The sequence below is a fragment of the Sinorhizobium sp. NG07B genome (genome assembly GCF_002532005.1).
Lineage (GTDB): Bacteria > Pseudomonadota > Alphaproteobacteria > Rhizobiales > Rhizobiaceae > Sinorhizobium > Sinorhizobium fredii_C.
This window is the reverse complement of record NZ_NWTD01000001.1, coordinates 1,732,667-1,749,646: the sequence shown is the minus strand read 5'-3', so window position 1 is coordinate 1,749,646 and position 16,980 is coordinate 1,732,667. Positions and strand designations below refer to the sequence as shown.

The 16,980-nt window shown below is 61.9% G+C and carries 21 protein-coding genes, 2 tRNA genes and 1 pseudogene; 11 read left to right on the top strand and 13 right to left on the bottom strand.

What is annotated here, in order from left to right:
- Positions 1-35: 35 nt before the first annotated feature.
- The 3 genes from CO664_RS30650 (at position 36) to CO664_RS08530 (ending at position 970) form a co-directional block, all read left to right on the top strand.
- Positions 36-179 carry a hypothetical protein gene (locus CO664_RS30650; RefSeq protein ID WP_158254910.1) on the top strand — a complete coding sequence of 48 codons (144 nt, stop codon included), beginning with the start codon at positions 36-38 and terminating at the stop codon, positions 177-179.
- Positions 180-433: 254 nt separating this feature from the next.
- The gene (locus CO664_RS08535) at positions 434-676 is read left to right on the top strand and encodes a DUF2188 domain-containing protein (protein ID WP_037421853.1); all 243 of its coding nucleotides are present in this window, start codon (positions 434-436) and stop codon (positions 674-676) included.
- 75 nt (positions 677-751) lie between these two features.
- A complete protein-coding gene (locus CO664_RS08530; RefSeq protein ID WP_037383614.1) occupies positions 752-970 on the top strand; it encodes a hypothetical protein in 219 nt (72 codons plus the stop codon).
- 175 nt (positions 971-1,145) lie between these two features.
- Here the strand turns inward: CO664_RS08530 and CO664_RS30645 are convergent, their stop codons facing one another.
- Positions 1,146-1,322, bottom strand: coding sequence for a hypothetical protein (locus CO664_RS30645; protein WP_176536517.1), 177 nt, complete (start codon positions 1,320-1,322; stop codon positions 1,146-1,148).
- Entirely contained in the window at positions 1,319-1,576 is a 258-nt protein-coding gene (locus CO664_RS08525; RefSeq protein WP_162109143.1) for a hypothetical protein, read from the bottom strand. The genes CO664_RS30645 and CO664_RS08525 overlap by 4 nt, the downstream gene beginning before the upstream one ends.
- A gap of 200 nt (positions 1,577-1,776) precedes the next feature.
- Between CO664_RS08525 and CO664_RS08520 the strand changes: the two genes are divergently transcribed.
- Positions 1,777-1,862: transfer RNA gene (locus CO664_RS08520), tRNA-Leu, on the top strand.
- A gap of 25 nt (positions 1,863-1,887) precedes the next feature.
- Here CO664_RS08520 and CO664_RS08515 read toward each other — a convergent pair.
- Positions 1,888-2,478, bottom strand: coding sequence for a hypothetical protein (locus tag CO664_RS08515; RefSeq protein ID WP_037421856.1), 591 nt, complete (start codon positions 2,476-2,478; stop codon positions 1,888-1,890).
- 214 nt (positions 2,479-2,692) lie between these two features.
- On the opposite strand from CO664_RS08515, the gene ilvA reads away from it, so the two are divergent.
- Both ilvA and CO664_RS08505 read left to right on the top strand, forming a co-directional pair.
- The gene (gene ilvA, locus CO664_RS08510) at positions 2,693-3,940 is read left to right on the top strand and encodes a threonine ammonia-lyase (RefSeq protein WP_097538422.1); all 1,248 of its coding nucleotides are present in this window, start codon (positions 2,693-2,695) and stop codon (positions 3,938-3,940) included.
- Positions 3,941-4,017: 77 nt separating this feature from the next.
- Positions 4,018-4,338, top strand: a complete 321-nt coding sequence (locus tag CO664_RS08505) for an HlyU family transcriptional regulator (protein WP_097538421.1) — start codon at positions 4,018-4,020, stop codon at positions 4,336-4,338.
- Between the two features lie 127 nt (positions 4,339-4,465).
- Here CO664_RS08505 and CO664_RS08500 read toward each other — a convergent pair whose 3' ends face one another.
- A complete protein-coding gene (locus tag CO664_RS08500) occupies positions 4,466-6,448 on the bottom strand; it encodes a bifunctional 2',3'-cyclic-nucleotide 2'-phosphodiesterase/3'-nucleotidase (RefSeq protein ID WP_097538420.1) in 1,983 nt (660 codons plus the stop codon).
- Positions 6,449-6,671: 223 nt separating this feature from the next.
- Here CO664_RS08500 and CO664_RS08495 point away from each other — a divergent pair, with 223 nt between their 5' ends.
- Positions 6,672-7,919, top strand: coding sequence for a GGDEF domain-containing protein (locus CO664_RS08495; RefSeq protein ID WP_176536516.1), 1,248 nt, complete (start codon positions 6,672-6,674; stop codon positions 7,917-7,919).
- 12 nt (positions 7,920-7,931) lie between these two features.
- Here the strand turns inward: CO664_RS08495 and CO664_RS08490 are convergent, their stop codons facing one another.
- Positions 7,932-8,393 (bottom strand): Lrp/AsnC family transcriptional regulator, encoded by a 462-nt coding sequence (locus tag CO664_RS08490; RefSeq protein WP_037421867.1) that lies wholly within the window; start codon positions 8,391-8,393, stop codon positions 7,932-7,934.
- A 156-nt stretch (positions 8,394-8,549) separates the two neighbouring features.
- Between CO664_RS08490 and ald the strand changes: the two genes are divergently transcribed.
- Positions 8,550-9,668: an alanine dehydrogenase gene (gene ald / locus CO664_RS08485; protein WP_037421870.1), complete on the top strand. Its 1,119-nt coding sequence runs from the start codon at positions 8,550-8,552 to the stop codon at positions 9,666-9,668.
- Between the two features lie 46 nt (positions 9,669-9,714).
- Here ald and CO664_RS08480 read toward each other — a convergent pair whose 3' ends face one another.
- The 5 genes from CO664_RS08480 to CO664_RS08460 form a co-directional block, all read right to left on the bottom strand.
- Entirely contained in the window at positions 9,715-10,182 is a 468-nt protein-coding gene (locus CO664_RS08480; RefSeq protein WP_097538419.1) for a DUF1203 domain-containing protein, read from the bottom strand.
- An 81-nt stretch (positions 10,183-10,263) separates the two neighbouring features.
- Positions 10,264-10,827 (bottom strand): GNAT family N-acetyltransferase, encoded by a 564-nt coding sequence (locus tag CO664_RS08475; protein WP_097538418.1) that lies wholly within the window; start codon positions 10,825-10,827, stop codon positions 10,264-10,266.
- Between the two features lie 5 nt (positions 10,828-10,832).
- Complete coding sequence (sseA, locus tag CO664_RS08470) at positions 10,833-11,696, bottom strand: 3-mercaptopyruvate sulfurtransferase (RefSeq protein WP_097538417.1); 864 nt, start codon at positions 11,694-11,696, stop codon at positions 10,833-10,835.
- Between the two features lie 20 nt (positions 11,697-11,716).
- A complete protein-coding gene (locus tag CO664_RS08465) occupies positions 11,717-12,466 on the bottom strand; it encodes an alanyl-tRNA editing protein (RefSeq protein WP_097538416.1) in 750 nt (249 codons plus the stop codon).
- A 7-nt stretch (positions 12,467-12,473) separates the two neighbouring features.
- A complete protein-coding gene (locus CO664_RS08460; RefSeq protein ID WP_097524780.1) occupies positions 12,474-13,514 on the bottom strand; it encodes a cysteine synthase A in 1,041 nt (346 codons plus the stop codon).
- A 311-nt stretch (positions 13,515-13,825) separates the two neighbouring features.
- Here CO664_RS08460 and CO664_RS08450 point away from each other — a divergent pair, with 311 nt between their 5' ends.
- Entirely contained in the window at positions 13,826-14,671 is an 846-nt protein-coding gene (locus tag CO664_RS08450) for an SDR family NAD(P)-dependent oxidoreductase (RefSeq protein WP_234820140.1), read from the top strand.
- On the opposite strand, the pseudogene CO664_RS08445 reads toward CO664_RS08450, so the two are convergent.
- The 3 genes and pseudogenes from CO664_RS08445 to CO664_RS08435 form a co-directional block, all read right to left on the bottom strand.
- Positions 14,659-14,984, bottom strand: a pseudogene (locus CO664_RS08445) (SMR family transporter). The gene CO664_RS08450 and the pseudogene CO664_RS08445 overlap by 13 nt on opposite strands.
- Positions 14,981-15,337, bottom strand: coding sequence for an SMR family transporter (locus CO664_RS08440; RefSeq protein ID WP_037421890.1), 357 nt, complete (start codon positions 15,335-15,337; stop codon positions 14,981-14,983). Before CO664_RS08440 ends, CO664_RS08445 begins: the two are co-directional and overlap by 4 nt.
- 83 nt (positions 15,338-15,420) lie before the next feature.
- A tRNA-Asn gene (locus CO664_RS08435) sits at positions 15,421-15,495 on the bottom strand.
- A 141-nt stretch (positions 15,496-15,636) separates the two neighbouring features.
- On the opposite strand from CO664_RS08435, the gene CO664_RS08430 reads away from it, so the two are divergent.
- Complete coding sequence (locus tag CO664_RS08430; protein WP_037422022.1) at positions 15,637-15,924, top strand: hypothetical protein; 288 nt, start codon at positions 15,637-15,639, stop codon at positions 15,922-15,924.
- Between the two features lie 200 nt (positions 15,925-16,124).
- A complete protein-coding gene (locus CO664_RS08425; protein ID WP_037422025.1) occupies positions 16,125-16,913 on the top strand; it encodes a YrbL family protein in 789 nt (262 codons plus the stop codon).
- Positions 16,914-16,980 lie beyond the last annotated feature (67 nt).

Here is a 16,980-nt window from a genome sequence, read left to right as displayed (position 1 = left end):
CTTACTGCTAGCCCGTTCTGATGGCAGCATGCGCGTTGATAAAACTTGCCGGCGGCGGCGATCAAGCGGAATTGCCGGACATCGAAGGCGTTTTTCTTCGGTTATCCCGCAACGAGGGTAAATTGGTCGGCAAGCAGGGCGCTCATGTGGCGAGCATGCTCGCCATGCGCGCGGACTGATCAAAGTAGAATTAGCCACGTCTGAGCGAGCGCTGCCGCATCAAGTGGCCGCGCTTGTCGTTGATATCGCTGTTTAATTCTAAAATGGTAGGAGGTGGGCGCACCCTCCTTCAAAAAAGGCACAACGCTAGCCAATTTGTGTTAACATCGCCCCGTCCGAGGTGGACTGCCACAGGCAAGGAGGAGCAGTGCGGCCGTGCGGCAACGGTCCAACCGTGGGCAGGAATGTCCCTGGACATCCATGGGAGTGAAGAATGGCGCGGATCACCTATTCGATCGTTCAACACGACGGAGGCTGGGCCTACAAGGCCGCCGAAGCGTATTCAGAGCCCTTTCCCAGTCGCGAGATGGCGCTGGCGGCCGCAAAGGCTGCCGCCGCGGAACAGCAAGTTGGCGGCGACGACGAGGAAATCAGCTTCCAGGATGAGCAGGGAAACTGGCATTTCGAACACGCTGATGGAGGAGATCGACCTGAAGCAACCGTCGAGGACGGCTGAGATAGGGGCTTTGCCTGCGGACCCCTAAAATACTGCCCGCCCCTGGCGCGAGCGACAGCGCGACGGAGGATATCTATGCACTACAGCGTTCAGATCTTCACCTGGACCGCTCGGGAGGGCGTTCACCAGGTCGGATCGGTCATCGAAGTCGATGCACCCAACCCGAAGGCAGCCGCAGTATCGCTGCTCGGGTTACGGCTCGAGGATAATGGCGAGTCGTCGAAACTGGCAGTCCGGGTCTGGCGCGGCGAAGACGCCCAGAAGGCCGATTGCGACTGTTTCTTTTATCACTGAGCTGCGTCTGGCGCATCGGCCCGAAAATCGGACGCGATTGTCGGAAGAAACGATGCTTAGTTTCAAAGACTTGCAGCGTGCGTCCTGAAAGGTGCACGGCGCTGCAGGCGTTGTTTTCGTGCACGGAATTTCAGGCGCGAGCCACGCGCCGCGGTTTCACGCCACAGGACGCCTCTCAGCGCGGTTTTCGCACAAGCATGCCAATCCAGCCCGTCCGCTGTCCGGGCAGGTCGCGGGCGCGCAGTTCCGCCTGCCGCGCCTCAATGGCGCTGGCGAAGTCGTCCTTCATCGCGTCGATGGCGCGTCGTTTTTCGGCGAGATCCTCGCTGTCGATCGAAACCTGCTGCGTCATGCCGGCCTCTTTTGGGCGAGAGAGCGGTCGATAAACGAGCGGCCTGCCGCCAGCAGCAGGCGCTCGTCCCTGGTGCCGGCCTGATACTCTTCGATCAGCATCCGCCCATATCGCTGCGCCTGGGCACTCTTGCGCGGCCACCGATACTCGTTACACAGCCGGTCGAACACGCGCTGAAGCGCGTCAAGGTCTTCCGGCCACAAAGGTGTGCTGCTAGACGCTCGCAACGGACGCACGCCGATCCCCTCTGCCATCGATGCCAGGACAGTCTTTGGATCGAATATTGCCAGCAACACGCAAGGATTGAACCCCTGGCGAATCAGGGGTTGATGCGAATTTTTGCGCGACTCTCGGTGCAAGATGCGGCTTGAGCATGTTCGCGGAGACGCACATCAAAAAATGCGCTGGCGGCCCTTCCCATCGCTTGAATCGCAAAGTATTCCAAACGCGGTATGCGGACGTGGCGAAACTGGTAGACGCAAGGGACTTAAAATCCCTCGGCCTTAGGCTGTACGGGTTCGATCCCCGTCGTCCGCACCACCACCGAAATGCTGCTGCCTCTCAATCACTCCGCCGCAATCTTGAACGGCTGGTCGACGGTTGCGCTCTTGCCGCTGTTGATGTCGTTGAAGCGGAAGCGCAGGACGTAGTCGCCGGCAGGCGCGCCGCTGACGTCGACGGTCAGCGTCGCATAGATCTCCTGGTTGCGAAGATAGCCGGTGAAGGTGAAGTCGCCGAATGCCTTGCGGGTCGCAAGCACCTCGCCCTTGGGGCTGACGATGTCGAGATCGACGGTGAAGCGCGTTTCGAGCTTGCCCTTGGCGCTTGCGTCCTTCCAGGTGAGGCCGACCGGCTCGACATAGGAGAGCAGCGTCTCGCCGGGCTTGAAGACCGAATCCTGCTTCGGCTCGTACATGGCGTAGCCTGCCGGTTCGGCCGTGACGAAAAGCGCCTTGCCGATCGCGAAGGGAAGGGTCTGCGAGAACGCGCTGACGGCCTGGCGCAGCGTTTCTCGTGCTCCTGCCGCGTCGCCGTCGCTTGCCTGCTTCTCCGCTTTCACCGCGGCATCGGAAAGCGGCCCCGCTTCGGCTCCGGAAACGGCCAGGACAGGGGCGGCCAGAGCCAGCATCGCTAGCATGGAGAGATAGTTCGCCATCGCAGTTTCCCAGCATCCCGATTGCTGAAAACTGTCGGCATTTGGCATGCGCAAGTCAAGCCGAAGGAGACTGCCGTGACCGCAGCCGATCGGCGTAGAGTGATGGTTCGCGAGTCTTTGCCAGGCCAAGCGCCCAGCAAGTCAAATCGGTGGTTTCAGTCGCAGCAATGTGCGATAGCGACAGCGATCAAGATGGAACGGGTGATGGCACGAGATGAAGCAGGATGTTGAACAGGCGGCCGCGGCGATGCGCGAGATCTTTCCGGCGACGCCGCTGCAGCTCAACGATCACCTGAGCGCGCGCTACGGCGCCACCGTCTATCTGAAGCGCGAGGATCTTTCGCCTGTGCGCTCCTACAAAATCCGCGGTGCCTTCAACTTCTTCCGCAAGGCACTTGCGGCCGGTGCTTCCGGCAAGACCTTCGTCTGCGCCTCGGCCGGAAACCATGCGCAGGGCTTCGCCTTCGTCTGCCGGCACTTCGGCGTTCCGGGTGTGGTCTTCATGCCGGTGACGACGCCGCAGCAGAAGATTGACAAGACCCGCATCTTCGGCGGCGAATACATCACCATCCGCCTCGTCGGCGATATCTTCGACCAGTGCTACCAGGCCGCCCGCGACCATGTCGAGGCGATTGCGGGCGTCATGGTGCCGCCCTTCGATCATGCAGATATCATCGAAGGGCAGGCGACGGTCGCGGCGGAGATCGTCGAGCAATTGCCGGAGGGGCTGCTTCCCGATCTCGTCGTGCTGCCCGTCGGCGGCGGCGGACTGGCGGCCGGCGTGACCGGCTATTTCCGTGATGCCTTGATGCCCGACCGGTTCATGTTCTGCGAGCCGGAGGGCGCGCCGAGCTTGCGGCGCAGCCTGGAGGCGGGCAGCGTCGTGACGCTCGATCAGGTGGACAATTTCGTCGACGGCGCGGCGGTGGGGCGCATCGGCGATCTCAATTTCTCGGCGCTCCGCGATTTCGCGCCCGAGCAGGTGATGCTTCTCGCCGAAAACGCCATCTGTCTGACGATCACCGAGATGCTGAATGTCGAAGGCGTGGTGCTCGAGCCGGCCGGCGCGCTGTCGATTACTGCGCTGGAAGTACTCGGTCGCGAGCGGCTGGTAGGCAAGACGGTGGTCGCGGTCGTTTCCGGCGGCAATTTCGACTTCGAGCGCCTGCCGGACGTCAAGGAGCGCGCCATGCGCCATGCGGGCTTGAAGAAATACTTCATTCTGCGCATGGCGCAGCGACCGGGCGCCTTGCGCGATTTCCTCAATCTGCTGGGCGAAGAGGATGACATCGCCCGGTTCGAATATCTGAAGAAGTCGGCGCGCAATTTCGGCTCCGTGCTGATCGGCATCGAGACCAAGCATGCGGAGAACTTCCCGCTGCTGAAGCAGCGTTTCGACGCGGCCGGGCTGCGATACCAGGACATCACCGAGAACGAGATTCTCGCCAATCTGGTCATCTGACGCGCTTTGCCGCCGGGCAGCGCAAGCGAACCAATTTTGGCTTTGACAGGGGCCGCAGCCACGGCTAACCATGAGCCATGGCATCGTTTTTCTCGAAATTGTTCGGCCTCTCCGGTGGCTCCGAAAAGCCGGCTCAGCCCGCTTCGGGCAAGACCGAGACCTATGCGGATTGCCTGATCCGCGCGACGCCGATGCGCGAGGGCGCGCAGTTCCGGCTTGCCGGCAGCATCGAAAAGACGATCCCCGAAGGCGGCACGAAAGTGCGTAATTTCATCCGCGCCGATCTCTTCACCTCCGAGCAGGACGCCATCGATTCGGCGCTCCGCAAGGGGCGGCAGATCGTCGACGAGCAGCGCGCGGCGCTCTTTGCCGACGAGGCACAGTCGCGCTCAGTGTAAGCAGGACAATCTTGTTCTGCAGCAATCGGTTGCAGTGTTTTCTTAACATGTAAGTCAAGTTCTTGGGGGGCGCTCGCCCCCTCTGGCCTACCGACGGGGACGGCACGCCAGAGGCCACTTGCTCCCGCTATAACCTGATGCGGAAGCGCGCAAAGCCGTCGGCGCCGTCGCCGGCGTCTTCGACGTCGACGGCCTTGACCTGAGCAATAAATTGTCTTGCCTTCGGGCCGCTGTCGAAGACGACGCTGGTGTCCTTGAGCGGTGCAAATTTCCAATTGGCGTCGGCCGACGGATTGATCGTCCCTTGCTCCACGATGTAGCGCACGATCACGTCGCGGTTGGTATCGGGGGCGACGAAGACGGCTTTGTCGGCCGCGATTTCCGGGAAGTGCCCGCCGCCGCCGGCGCGGTAGTTGTTGGTCGCCACGACGAATCTTTGGTCCGGGTCGATCGGCTTGCCGTCAAACTGCAGGTCGCGGATGCGGCTTGCCGAGGCGTTTACGAGATTGCCGTCCTTGTCGTATTTGGCCGGTTGCGAAAGATCGATCTGGTAGGTGACGCCGTCGATCACGTCGAAATTATAGGACGGGAAGTCGCCGTTGATGAGGTTCGCGTCGGTCGAGCCCGGCGCGATCTGGTTGAAGATCCCGGAAGACATTTCGAGCCAGTTTCGGACCTGTTCGCCGGTGATGACGACAGCCTGGACCGTATTTGGATAGAGGTAGAGGTCGGCGACGTTCTTGATGGCGATGTCGCCGGCCGGAACGTCGGTATAATAGTCGGCACCGCCGCGTCCGCCGGCCTTGAAGGGGGCCGCTGCCGAGAGCACCGGCAGGTTCTTGTGCTCGGTATCCTTCAGCATGTCGCGGATGTACCAGGTCTGCGCCTGGCTGACGATCTGCACCGAAGGATCGTCGGCAACGAGGGCGAAGTAGGAATAGAGCGGCGCGGAGGTCTTGCCGACCGGGGTGCGGACATAGGCGAGCGTCGCCTCGTGGTCCTTCTGTGCCGCCGCCAGAACTTCCGGCTTGTCGCCGACCTCGGCGATGACCTTCTTCTCCTCCCGCCGGTAGATCGGCCGCGCTTCGCTCGTCGAACCGATCACCCGCCAGGCTCCGCCGTCGCGCTCGAGGAGGAGATCGATCAGGCCGAGATGGGAGCCCCAGAAGCCGCCCATCACGCCGGGTTTGCCGGAGATGAGTCCGGTCTTGTTGTCGACGCCTGCGACGGCATCGAACTTCGGCCCCGGGAAATCGAGATGGCTATGGCCGGTGACGATGGCGTCGATGCCGTCGATCGCCGCCAGGGGTACGGAGGCGTTTTCGAGATTTTCGGCATACGCCTGCTGTCCGATGCCGGAGTGGGAGAGGGCGATGACAATATCGGCGCCTTCCTCCCGGATCTGCGGTACCCAGGCTTCCGCGGCCTTGACGATGTCGCGGGCATTCGCCTTGCCTTCGAGGTTCTTGGCGTCCCAGGTCATGATCTGCGGCGGCACGAATCCGATCAGGCCGATACGAATCGGGTGTTCCTCCCCGGCGCCGTCCTTCACCTTCCGATCGAGGATGACGTAGGGCTTGAGGAAAAGTTCGTCCTGGCGGGGGCCGGCGGCGAGCGCGCCCTTGGTCAGGTTGGCGCAGACGATCGGAAAATTCGCGCCGTTCAACACATTGAACATGAAGTCGAGGCCGTAGTTGAACTCGTGGTTGCCAAGCGTGCCGCAGTCATAGCCGAGGACGTTCATGGCGGCGATGATCGGGTGAATGTCGCCCGCCTTCATGCCGCGCTTGTAGGCGATGTAGTCGCCCATCGGGTTGCCCTGCAGGAAGTCGCCGTTGTCGACGAGGATGGCATTGGTTGCCTCGGCGCGGATCGCGTCGATGATCGAGGCGGTGCGCGCCAGGCCGAGCGTGTCGTTCGGCTTGTCGGCGTAATAGTCGTAGGGGAACACATGCACGTGCAGGTCGGTCGTTTCCATGATTCGGAGGTGGGCCTGGTTGGCGGCAGCTCCGACGGAGAAGGGATGCAGCACGGCGAGGGCGGAGGAGGCGGCCAGCGCGCCGAGCAGGGCGCGGCGGGAAATGGGATGCAGTGCGATCTTCGAAGTCATGGCGGTCTCCGTATTCAAGCTCCGTTCGGGCACGTCAAGAACGTGCAAGGCGCCGGCAATGTCGCGTCGGCAGCGCAACCCTTCCGCGCAACTATGACCGACTGGAGCGGAACGGCAAGCGGCAGAATCTCGCCTGTTTTTCGCCGCCTCGTAGGCCGGTAAAGCTTTGTTCAATTTCTAGCTTTAAGGAACGGGCGAGTGAAAACGGAAGTCTCCTGCGCGCATGCCAAACGCCAATCTCATGCTCCTGCTTGCCGAGGCCTTGGTTTACGTCGCGTCGATGATCGGGCTTCTTCACCTGCGTGCCCGCCTGGGGCTCGGCGTCTTCGTGGCAGCCCTCGGCGTCATGCATTTCATCGAGACCTATCTTGCCGCCGTCTTTTACGTTCAGCTGCCGTTCGGGGTGATCTCTCCGGGCTCTGCCGTGTTCTTTTCCGGCAAGCTCATGATGATCCTTCTCCTTTACGTGAAGGAGGACGCCGCGACAGTCCGGCAGCCGATCTACGGCTTGCTTGCCGGCAATTTTTTGACTGTGGCGCTCAGCCTGCTGTTGCGGCGGCATGATACCGTCTCGGTCGTCGCCGGCCGTGTCGCCGACATCGCGTTCATCGACGAAATGGGCTGGCTGATGGTCTGGGGCACGACGCTGCTATATTTCGATTCGCTGATCATCATCCTGCTTTACGAGAAGCTTGGCCGGTGGTTTCGCCGCTTCGTCACGATGCGCTTCCTGATCTGCGGCGTCGTCGTGCTGACATTCGACCAGCTCGGCTTTTATGCGGCGCTCCGCTTCGTGAACGGTGCGCCCTGGGACGTGTTCTGGGGCGGGTGGATGGCGAAGATGCTGGCCGCCCCCTTCTATGCCGTCGCCATCGGATTCTATCTGAGATCCTCGCGTCATGCCTTCCTGGCGATTTCGGACCGGCCGCTCGGCGACGTGTTCAACGACCTCACCTTTCGCGAGCGCTACGAGGATCTCTTGTCGCGTTCCGGTCACGATACCCTGACCGGTGCCCTGGACCGTGGCCGTTTCGAAGCGGACGGGAAGCAGATGATACGCGAGGCGGCAGCCGACGGCGCTCCGCTCAGCCTGATGCTCATCGATGTCGACCGCTTCAAGAGCGTCAACGATCAGTTCGGCCACATGGAAGGCGATCGCGTGCTGAAGAAACTGGCAGAAGCGGTCAACGCAAAGCTTCAGCCCGAGGATCGCCTGTTCCGCTATGGCGGCGAGGAATTCGTCGTGCTTTGCCCGGGGCTCCCCTATGCGGGTGTCCATTCGCGGGCCGAGGACATACGGCTGGCGGTCTCCTCGGGAGTAAAGACGCCGAATGGGGACCCGGTGACCACCAGCATCGGCGTGTCGTCGACGCTTGCCGATGGCGCCGGGATCAACGAATTGCTGGCGCAGGCCGATATTCGCCTCTATGCCGCCAAGAATACAGGCCGCAACCGGGTGGTCGGCCGTTAAGCCGCGCGAGTGTCAGATCCCGACATTCGGGCGGTCAATGATTTCGCGAAGCGAGAAGCTCGAATTGATCTTCACCACATGCGGAAGCGCCGACAGCCAGTCGCGGTGAATGCGCTCGTAGTCTTCGAGATCCCGTGCCGCGACACGCAGGATGTAGTCGTATTCCCCGGACATCAGATAGCAGACGAGAACATTCGGGCAGAGTTTGACCGCTGCTTCGAATTCGGCGAGCGTCTTGGCGAACTGGCCGGAGAGCGAAATATGCACGATCACCATGATCTTGTAGTCGAGCGCCTTATGGGCGATACGGGCGTGGTAGCCGGCGATCGTGCCGGTTTTCTCGAGGATATCGACGCGCCGCGAACAGGCGGAAGGCGACAGGCCCACCTTGGCGGCGAGATCGGCATTGGAGATTCTGCCCTCTTGCTGCAGGATCCTCAGAATCGAACGATCGATGGCGTCCAGTTCACTCATTCGAGTTTTCCTTCAATAAAAACGTTTCGTACGCAACAAAAGTCGAAAGCAATGCGCTGAGGGGCGCGCCTTTGCAAGGACATTCTCGCCAGCATCTGTTTTCCTTGTCTGATCGCCAATGCCGCGAAAGCGCACAGACAGGAGAGGAACGCGAAGATGCGTGTCGGTTGCCCGAAGGAAATCAAAAATCATGAATACAGGGTCGGCCTGACGCCGGGATCGGTGCGGGAATATGTCGCCCACGGCCACGAGGTGATCGTCGAGACCAAGGCCGGGGCAGGGATCGGGGCGGATGACGACGCCTATCGCGCCGCCGGCGCGCGGATCGTTCCGACGGCCAAGGACGTGTTCGAAAAGGCGGACATGGTGGTCAAGGTCAAGGAGCCGCAGCCGTCCGAATGGACGCAACTGCGCGAGGGCCAGATTCTCTATACCTATCTTCATCTGGCGCCGGATCCGGAGCAGACGAGGGGCCTCTTGAATTCGGGCGTCACCGCCGTTGCCTATGAGACGGTGACGGATGAGCGCGGCGGCCTGCCGCTGCTTGCTCCCATGTCCGAAGTGGCCGGGCGGCTCGCCATCCAGGCTGGCGCCACCTCGCTTCAAAAGGCCAATGGCGGCCGTGGCATCCTGCTCGGCGGCGTTCCCGGCGTGCTTCCCGCCAAGGTGGCGATCATCGGCGGCGGCGTCGTCGGCCTGCACGCCGCGAAAATGGCGGTCGGCCTCGGCGCCGACGTTTCGATCCTTGACCGCTCGATTCCGCGCCTGCGCCAGCTCGACGACATCTTCAACGGCCGCGTCCATACGCGCTATTCGACGATCGACGCCCTGGAGGAAGAAGTGTTTTCCGCCGACCTGGTAATCGGCGCCGTGCTGATCCCCGGCGCTGCCGCACCCAGGCTCGTCACGCGCGAAATGCTGTCAGGCATGAAGAAGGGCGCGGTGATCGTCGACGTCGCAATCGACCAGGGCGGCTGCTTCGAGACCTCGCATGCGACGACCCATTCCGAGCCGACCTATGAGGTGGACGGCATCGTGCATTACTGCGTCGCGAACATGCCGGGCGCCGTGCCGATCACGTCGGCTCACGCGCTCAACAACGCGACGCTCTATTACGGCCTTCAGCTTGCCGATCGCGGGCTCAAGGCGATTGCCGAGGACCGGCATTTGCGGGCGGGCCTCAACGTCCATCGGGGCCGGGTGACCAATGCGCCCGTCGCCGAGGCACTCGGCTATGATTCCTACGCGCCGGAAAGCGTCCTCAACGTCGCCTGAGCGGTGAAGCTCAAACCGGTCCGGCGCTGTACTGCCGGATCGGTCCTCAGACCGCCTCTATGCGGCACTGATAGCAATTGTACTTGGCGGAGCGCACATGCACATAGGCGATGTCCGTCCGTGCCAGCAGTTCTTCTGCACGCCGCTCGAGCATCTCCACGGGTACCACGCCGCCACTCCCATAGACGATGCGCTCGTCGCTACCGTATCCGCGAAGCAGGTAGTCCTTCCTGGAGGTCAGGATCGGCGGCCGCAACGCTCCGTCCGGCGCAGGACACGCATCGGCATGCATGAAGATCGGTCCCGTTTCAGCGTAAGGCTGGGCTGACGAAAACGGCCGATAGGCAAGGATCAGGTAAGGCTCACCCTCTTCGACGTTTCGCAGGCAATGCCGGCACGGAACGCCGTCGCCGTCCGAGATGTGCCGTTCGGGCAGGTTGCCATAGGCATCCCGGCCGCCCTGCCATAGCCGTTGCGCATCTTTGTCGGGCATCGCGACATATCGCAGTGTCATGGATCTCTCCTGTTCTTGTCGACGAGGAGATTGGTCCATTGCGCCCGGTTGCGACACCCGAAACTTGCCGGAGAGGTCCGGTCAGAGCTTCTTCGCGAAGCTGAGCAGCTCGTCGTCGCTTAAGGGCCGAACGATCGCATCCCGCGTCGCGACCGGGGAAAAGCCGAACTGCTGGTAGAGCTGCAATGCCCGAGGGTGGTCTAAGCTGTTTGTCGTTACCTTGACTTTGCGCGGGTCCATCGCCCAGGCGGCGAACAGGGTCTGCAGCAGGAACCATTTCCCGAGGCCGAGGCCAAGCGCGTGTTCCATGAGCCCGAAATGGGTAAGCTCCATGACGTCGCCATCGCGCTGCTGCAGTTCGAAGAAGCCGGCGGGCGCACCGTTGACATAGAGGACCGTCAGGTTCGTCCTCTTGTCGTGCAGTACCGCCGCCAGGTCTTCATCGCTCATCCGCAGCCGCTCCGCCCAGTGCCAGCGCTTGCCGACACGCAGATAGAGGAAGCGGTAATAGGGAAGCGGAATGTCGGACACCCGCAGGATCGCGGTGTGGATGTTGACGGGCACCGGCAGGCTTTGCTTCGGCGGCGCCGTCATCTCGAGCTCAGTCACGTGGGCCGTGATCGCAGCAGGCTTCGATCCTTGCATGGTTTTCACTCTCTACCGATGGCAACCGGGGTGTCGGGGCGGCTACCCCATTCCGACCAGGAACCATCATAGAGCGTATTGTCTGTATGTCCCAATGATTGAAGCGCAAGCGTGATGATTGCCGCCGTCACACCCGATCCGCAGGTCGTGACGACCGGTTTCGTCAGGTCGATGCCGGCCTCCGCGAAGCTCTGGCGCAATTCGTCAAGATCCTTGAGTTTGCCCGCTTCTGAGAAGGTCCCGGAGGGAAGGCTTCGAGCGCCGGGCATGTGGCCCGACCGCATGCCGGCGCGAGGCTCCGCTTCCTCTCCGCTAAAGCGCCCGGCGCTACGGGCATCGGCGACCTGGGCGAGACGGTTTTCGACGATGTCCTTCATGCGCTCGAAGGAGGTGATGGCCTTGGCGTCGAAGCTTGCATGGAATGAACGCGGTGCGGGGCTCGAAATCTCGGCGGTCGTGGGGCGTCCCTCGGCCTTCCAGCCGTCCATGCCGCCATCAAGGACAAAGACGTTCTTCGCGCCCATAATGCGGAACATCCACCAGACCCGCGGCGCCGTGAAGATGCCCGGACCGTCATAGACGACGATCGTGTCGGTCTCGCCGATGCCCATGGCTCCGACGGCTTCGGCAAAGGCTTCCGGCGAGGGCAGCGTATGCGGCAGGCCGCTCGCCTGGTCGGCGATCGCATCCTGGTCGAAGAAGACAGCCCCCGGGATATGTGCTGCCTGGTATTCAGCCTTGGGGTCGCGCTTCTGGGCCGGCAGGTACCAGGCGGCGTCGACGATCTTGACGCTGGGATCGTCAAGCCGCTGCTCCAGCCAGTCCGGGGAAACGATGAAGGCGCTTCTTTTGTTGTTCTCGTTGCTCATTGTCGTTTCCTCCGTGGACTTTAAGAGGCGGCACGGTCTTCGGGCGTTCCGAAGCGGATCCGGAACCGCCGGTTTTCCTTACCCTTCTTCTCGATCTTGGCGATGTAAATGGCGCCGACTTCCTGCGTCTCAGAAACATGCGTGCCGCCGCAGGGCTGGCTGTCGACGCAGGACTCTTCGCCGATGCAGACGAGGCTGACGCGTCCCATGCCGACGGGCGGGCGGACATTCTTGGATTTGACGAGGTCCGGATTGGCGGCGAGTTCGTCGTCGGTGATCCATTGCACATAGACCGGATGGTTCGCATCGACGAGCTTCATCAGCGCCGCCGTCACTTCGTCCTTGTCGATCGATTCGCTCATGTCGAAATCGACACGGCTCTCCTCCTCGCCGACGGCGGCGCCGGTGACAGGGAAGGGACAGACGACCGAAAGCAAGTGGCATGCCGTGTGCATGCGCATCAGCCGGTAGCGGCGCGGCCAGTCGATATGGAGTACGAGCTTTTCGCCGACTGTCGGCCGGGGGTGTCCCTCGGCGGGAACATGCACGATGACATCCTTGGTTGCGCCATGCCGGGTCTCGACGATCGGGATCCGGCTGCCGTCCTCGCGCTCGAAAAAGCCCGTGTCGCCAGGCTGGCCGCCGGACGTGGCATAGAAACAGGTCTGGTCGAGTTCGATCCCGCCGTCTTCCAGGACCGCCGTGACGCTTGCTTCGCAGGTCGAGAGGTAGAAATCCTCGCGGAAGAGGGCGGTCACGGTCCTGGGCATCGAGAGACTATCCGACGGGTTCGTATGGAACGGTAATGTTCGAACTTCTATTCAGCCAAGCCGGGACCGGCAGGCCCTTTGAGGCAAGGAAGTCCGGATTGAAGAGCTTCGACTGATAGCGGTTACCATAGTCGCAGAGGATCGTCACGATCGTATGTCCGGGGCCGAGCTCGCGGGCCAGTCGAACCGCACCGGCAATATTGATGCCGCTGGAGCCGCCGACGCAGAGGCCTTCCCTCTCAATGAGGTCGAAGACGTAGGGCACCGCTTCGGAATCGGGAATCTGATAGGCGAAATCCGGCGTAAAGCCGTCGAGATTGGCGGTGACACGGCCCTGGCCGATGCCCTCGGTGATCGAGCTCCCGCTCGCCTTCAGCTCGCCATGGGCATAGTAGTTGAAAAGTGCCGCGCCTTCCGGGTCGGCAATGCCGATCTTGACGGCGGGGCTCTTGGCGCGCAAGCCCTGTGCGACGCCGGCGAGCGTCCCGCCGGAGCCGACGGCGCAGATGAAGCCGTCGACCTTGCCGTCGGTGTCGCGCCAGATCTCCGGTGCGGTCGTCTGGACATGCGCCTCCCGGTTCGCGACGTTGTCGAACTGGTTCGCCCAGATGGCACCGTTCGGTTCGGTCTTGGCGAGTTCGGCCGCCAGCCGCCCGGAGACCTTCACGTAGTTGTTGGGGTTCTTGTAGGGTACCGCCGGAACCTCGACCAGTTCGGCGCCGAGAAGCCGCAACGCGTCCTTCTTCTCCTGGCTCTGGGTTTCCGGGATGACGATGACGGTGCGATATCCGAGCGCGCTGCCGACGACCGCCAGTCCTATGCCGGTATTGCCTGCCGTGCCCTCGACGATCACGCCGCCGGGGCGCAACTGGCCCGCCTTCTCGGCCTCGCGGATGATCCACAGCGCTGCCCGGTCCTTCACCGATTGACCGGGATTGAGGAACTCCGCCTTGCCGAGGATGGAGCAGCCGGTAGCTTCGGAAACGGCATTGAGCCGGATCAACGGCGTATTGCCGATGGCTTCGAGCACGGACGGATGGACACTCATCTTGGAAAACCTCACGCTGGACGGAACGATGGCCGGGCCTCAGCCAAGCATTAACCTCGACGAACGGCAAGCAGCAAACATTTGGAGCAGAATCGCCGAAATATTGGCGTGTTTTCGGCTCAGGCTGTTCAACAGGCAAGAAAAAGCGTTTCGCCGCTTTCCTGTCGCGGGCAAAAATCGTCTCCGCAGTCAATTTGACGGGCGGGAAGCGGAGAACGGGGACAGGATCTGCCGTCGGAGAGGCAACGGGTTCGGACCTGCCGAGCCTTCCGGGAAGGAAAGCTTCCCGAACGACGTGCGAGGACGAAATGATGACTGCATTTACCGCCCGCCCCGAGCATGGATGGGCATGGGTAACCGGGGCAAGTTCCGGAATAGGGCGCGCCGTTGCGCTTCGACTGGTGGAGGAAGGCTATTCGGTCGTCGTCACGGCGCGCAGTCACGAGAAGCTCGTCGCTCTTCAGCATGAGGTCGACGGACCGGGCAAGATCGTCGTTCTCGACGGCGACGTCACCGACCCGCGCGACATGGAGCGGTTGCTGACGGCGATCGAATATGAGCATGGCCGGGTGGCATTGGCGATCCTCAATGCCGGCGTAGCCATACCCGTGCGCGGAGACGACCTCCATCTCGAGGCATTCGACAAGAGCTTCGCGGTCAATCTGCACGGCGTCGTCAACTGTCTCGTGCCCCTGGTCGAGCACATGAAGGCGAACGGCCATGGCCAGATCGCCATCATGTCGTCGGTGGCCGGCTATGGCGGACTGCCGATGAGCGCCGCCTATGGCGCCACCAAGGCGGCCCTCATCAACATGACCGAGAGCCTGAAATTCGACCTCGACCGGATCGGCATCAGGCTGCAACTGATCTGTCCAGGCTTCATCGCGACGCGTGGCTCGGTGAAGAACAACCTGTCGCGCCCGGCCCTTGTCAGCGCCGACGAGGCGGCGGAATGGATTTGCACGGGTCTGAAGTCGAGACATTTCGAGATCACCTTCCCGAAACGCTTCACCTATGCCGTCAAGTTGCTGCGGCTCCTGCCCTACGGCGCCTATTTCGCGCTTGTCGACTGGCTCGTGTCCGGGCCCGGCCCGCATGGTACAGCTCCGAAGCACAAGCAGTCGGCATCCGACAAGCGGCCGCGTCAGGCGGTGTGAAGCACGAGCACTGCGCCGAAGACGAGGATCAGGCCAACCCAGCCGATCGGCTTGAGCTTCTCTCCGAAGAAGAGGCGGCCGGAGATCGCCGTGCCGAAAATTCCGGTGCCGCCCAGCACGGCATAGGCGATCGCAAGCTCCATGCCTTCACCGCCTCGGCGAGCAAGGCGAACGCGGCGAGCACCAGCAGGATCGAAAGCACGCCCCATCCGCGTTTGACGAAGCCATCCGACTTCGACGAAGCGAGATTTGCCGCGACATCGAGCAGGCCGGCCATGAACGCGAAGGCGAAGGAGAGACCGGAGGCCGTCACGGCGCGGCTTCCTCGCCGATGTCGTCATCGTGAGCCTTGCCCGCATTGACAAGCAGGATGCCGAGCACTGCCATGGAAAGCCCGACCACTTCGCGGCCGCTCAGTACATGGCCGAAGATGAAGACAGAGACGAGGGTGATGAGCGCCACGCCCGAGCCTTCCCAGATGGCATAGGCCACGCCGACCGGTACTGTCTTCACGGCCCTTGCGAGAAACACGTAGGAGAGGGCGATCGAGGCATACATGACCGCGTGGCCGATATAGGCGCACGAGGCCGAGGAGGCCTTCATGACGGTGAGACCGACCACTTCGGTCGCAATCGCGAGCGCCAGGAAAAGCCACGCCAAGCGCATGAAGCACCTTCATGTAAGGTCGAGTAAGGACGACAAATGAAAAGAGCCATTCGGGCGCACGCCGCGAATGGCTCTTTCGAAACTGGCTCCCCGGGCCGGATTCGAACCGGCGACCTATCGATTAACAGTCGAGTGCTCTACCGCTGAGCTACCAGGGATCATCTGCGCCGCAGAAGTGAGGCTGCTAATACAAATGCTTTTCCGATTTGCCAAGCGATTTTTCAAAAAAAATCTTGGGCCGCGGTTGTCACCCTGTGGAGAAGGCACCAACTGTTGGGGAGTTGGATTAAAGAGGCATAATGGCGAACGGCGGCAAGAAGAGATATTTCGGCATCGATCCGCAAACACGTCAAATCGTGCTCGGCAACTGGCGAATTCGGCTGCCCGACTCGCCGGCCCTGCGCATCTTGATCGGGTCGCTGCTCGTCGTCTGTGGCCTGCTCGGTTTTCTGCCGGTTCTCGGTTTCTGGATGGTCCCGCTCGGCCTGCTCGTATTGTCGCATGACATCCCTGCAGTGCGCCGCGCCCGCCGGAAGCTCGCCGTCTGGTGGGCGCGTCGGCGCGGCACTGAGAACTCCGGGAAGTAGGCCGGGCACAGGCCTGCAGTTCCTCCCACGGGGAGGACGGCCGGAAGGTTGCTTTCACCCGTCGCTCCCTGTCACAGTGGCAAGACTGCAACTACCGCATACTATGTACGGTAGAGATAGCGCCGCCAAGCACGCCGCTCTTGAACTTTTCCCCCAGGCACAGTTTTGTTACAAAACTGTCACAATCCGGGGTTCAGAAAATGTTCGACGACAGGATCGAACTTTCCGACTGGCGTGAATGCGCTGCCGGCCATCAGCGCAGCATTTTCGAGAATCGTCTCCATCCGAGTGTTCTCATCAAGGTTCTGAAGCTGGGATCCAGAGAAGCAAGCGGCACACGCCAGTCAAAGAGGGCGTTTGCATTCCTCAACCAATTCAAACGTTTCGGGGCCTATCGAACGTTTCGGCGTGAAGTCGACGAATTCCTTGAGCAGGCGAGAAAGTTCTCCCTCGCGGACGCCATCGAACTGCCGATACCGAAGATATTCGGCTTCGCCCAGACCGAGTACGGCCTGGGGCTCGTGGTGGAAAAAATAACCAGACGCGATGGGAAGCTCGCGCCCACCCTCGCTCAGTTGGCGTTTTCGGGGCAGCTCACCGCCAGGCATCTCACGATGATCGACGAAATCTTCGAACGGTTTCGCCGCCTGCACATCGTCATGATGGATGTAAATCCCGGCAATTTCGTCGTTACCGATCGCCGCGGTTACGATGAACTCATCTGCGTCGACGGGACGGGAGAGAAAAGTTTCTTACGCATTTTCGCTCTCTGTCGCCGTGCGAACGACATCAAGCTCAGACGGATGCGTTCGAAGCTGCTGACGAAGCTGGCGAGAATATTGGAGCATCCAGCCGCGATAGACGGAGAACAATCTGTCCACGCCGCACTGATGCGGCATTCAAAGCCGACCGGCCGCTATCTGCGCTTGTCAACTGCCTCGCCGCATCCGGCGCTCTTGGCGGCGGTCTTGTCGAGCGTACCGGTCTAATCGCCTCAACAGCTAAAGCTCCGGGGCAGGTTCGCGCCAAGCTTATATGGCTCGGCAGGCGAAAAAT

What these genes read in the sequence shown, in the direction of transcription:
- CO664_RS08530 (WP_037383614.1), top strand. Translation starts at nt 752, where the DNA reads ATGCACTACAGCGTTCAGATCTTCACCTGGACCGCTCGGGAGGGCGTT.
- CO664_RS08495 (WP_176536516.1), top strand. Translation starts at nt 6,672, where the DNA reads ATGCCAAACGCCAATCTCATGCTCCTGCTTGCCGAGGCCTTGGTTTAC.
- ald (WP_037421870.1), top strand. Translation starts at nt 8,550, where the DNA reads ATGCGTGTCGGTTGCCCGAAGGAAATCAAAAATCATGAATACAGGGTC.
- CO664_RS08440 (WP_037421890.1), bottom strand. Translation starts at nt 15,337, where the DNA reads ATGCGCTTGGCGTGGCTTTTCCTGGCGCTCGCGATTGCGACCGAAGTG.
- CO664_RS08475 (WP_097538418.1), bottom strand. Translation starts at nt 10,827, where the DNA reads ATGCAAGGATCGAAGCCTGCTGCGATCACGGCCCACGTGACTGAGCTC.
- ilvA (WP_097538422.1), top strand. Translation starts at nt 2,693, where the DNA reads ATGAAGCAGGATGTTGAACAGGCGGCCGCGGCGATGCGCGAGATCTTT.
- sseA (WP_097538417.1), bottom strand. Translation starts at nt 11,696, where the DNA reads ATGAGCAACGAGAACAACAAAAGAAGCGCCTTCATCGTTTCCCCGGAC.
- CO664_RS30645 (WP_176536517.1), bottom strand. Translation starts at nt 1,322, where the DNA reads ATGACGCAGCAGGTTTCGATCGACAGCGAGGATCTCGCCGAAAAACGA.
- CO664_RS08515 (WP_037421856.1), bottom strand. Translation starts at nt 2,478, where the DNA reads ATGGCGAACTATCTCTCCATGCTAGCGATGCTGGCTCTGGCCGCCCCT.
- CO664_RS08430 (WP_037422022.1), top strand. Translation starts at nt 15,637, where the DNA reads ATGGCGAACGGCGGCAAGAAGAGATATTTCGGCATCGATCCGCAAACA.
- CO664_RS08535 (WP_037421853.1), top strand. Translation starts at nt 434, where the DNA reads ATGGCGCGGATCACCTATTCGATCGTTCAACACGACGGAGGCTGGGCC.
- CO664_RS08480 (WP_097538419.1), bottom strand. Translation starts at nt 10,182, where the DNA reads ATGACACTGCGATATGTCGCGATGCCCGACAAAGATGCGCAACGGCTA.
- CO664_RS08525 (WP_162109143.1), bottom strand. Translation starts at nt 1,576, where the DNA reads ATGGCAGAGGGGATCGGCGTGCGTCCGTTGCGAGCGTCTAGCAGCACA.
- CO664_RS08450 (WP_234820140.1), top strand. Translation starts at nt 13,826, where the DNA reads ATGACTGCATTTACCGCCCGCCCCGAGCATGGATGGGCATGGGTAACC.
- CO664_RS08465 (WP_097538416.1), bottom strand. Translation starts at nt 12,466, where the DNA reads ATGCCCAGGACCGTGACCGCCCTCTTCCGCGAGGATTTCTACCTCTCG.
- CO664_RS08500 (WP_097538420.1), bottom strand. Translation starts at nt 6,448, where the DNA reads ATGACTTCGAAGATCGCACTGCATCCCATTTCCCGCCGCGCCCTGCTC.
- CO664_RS08490 (WP_037421867.1), bottom strand. Translation starts at nt 8,393, where the DNA reads ATGAGTGAACTGGACGCCATCGATCGTTCGATTCTGAGGATCCTGCAG.
- CO664_RS08460 (WP_097524780.1), bottom strand. Translation starts at nt 13,514, where the DNA reads ATGAGTGTCCATCCGTCCGTGCTCGAAGCCATCGGCAATACGCCGTTG.
- CO664_RS08425 (WP_037422025.1), top strand. Translation starts at nt 16,125, where the DNA reads ATGTTCGACGACAGGATCGAACTTTCCGACTGGCGTGAATGCGCTGCC.
- CO664_RS08505 (WP_097538421.1), top strand. Translation starts at nt 4,018, where the DNA reads ATGGCATCGTTTTTCTCGAAATTGTTCGGCCTCTCCGGTGGCTCCGAA.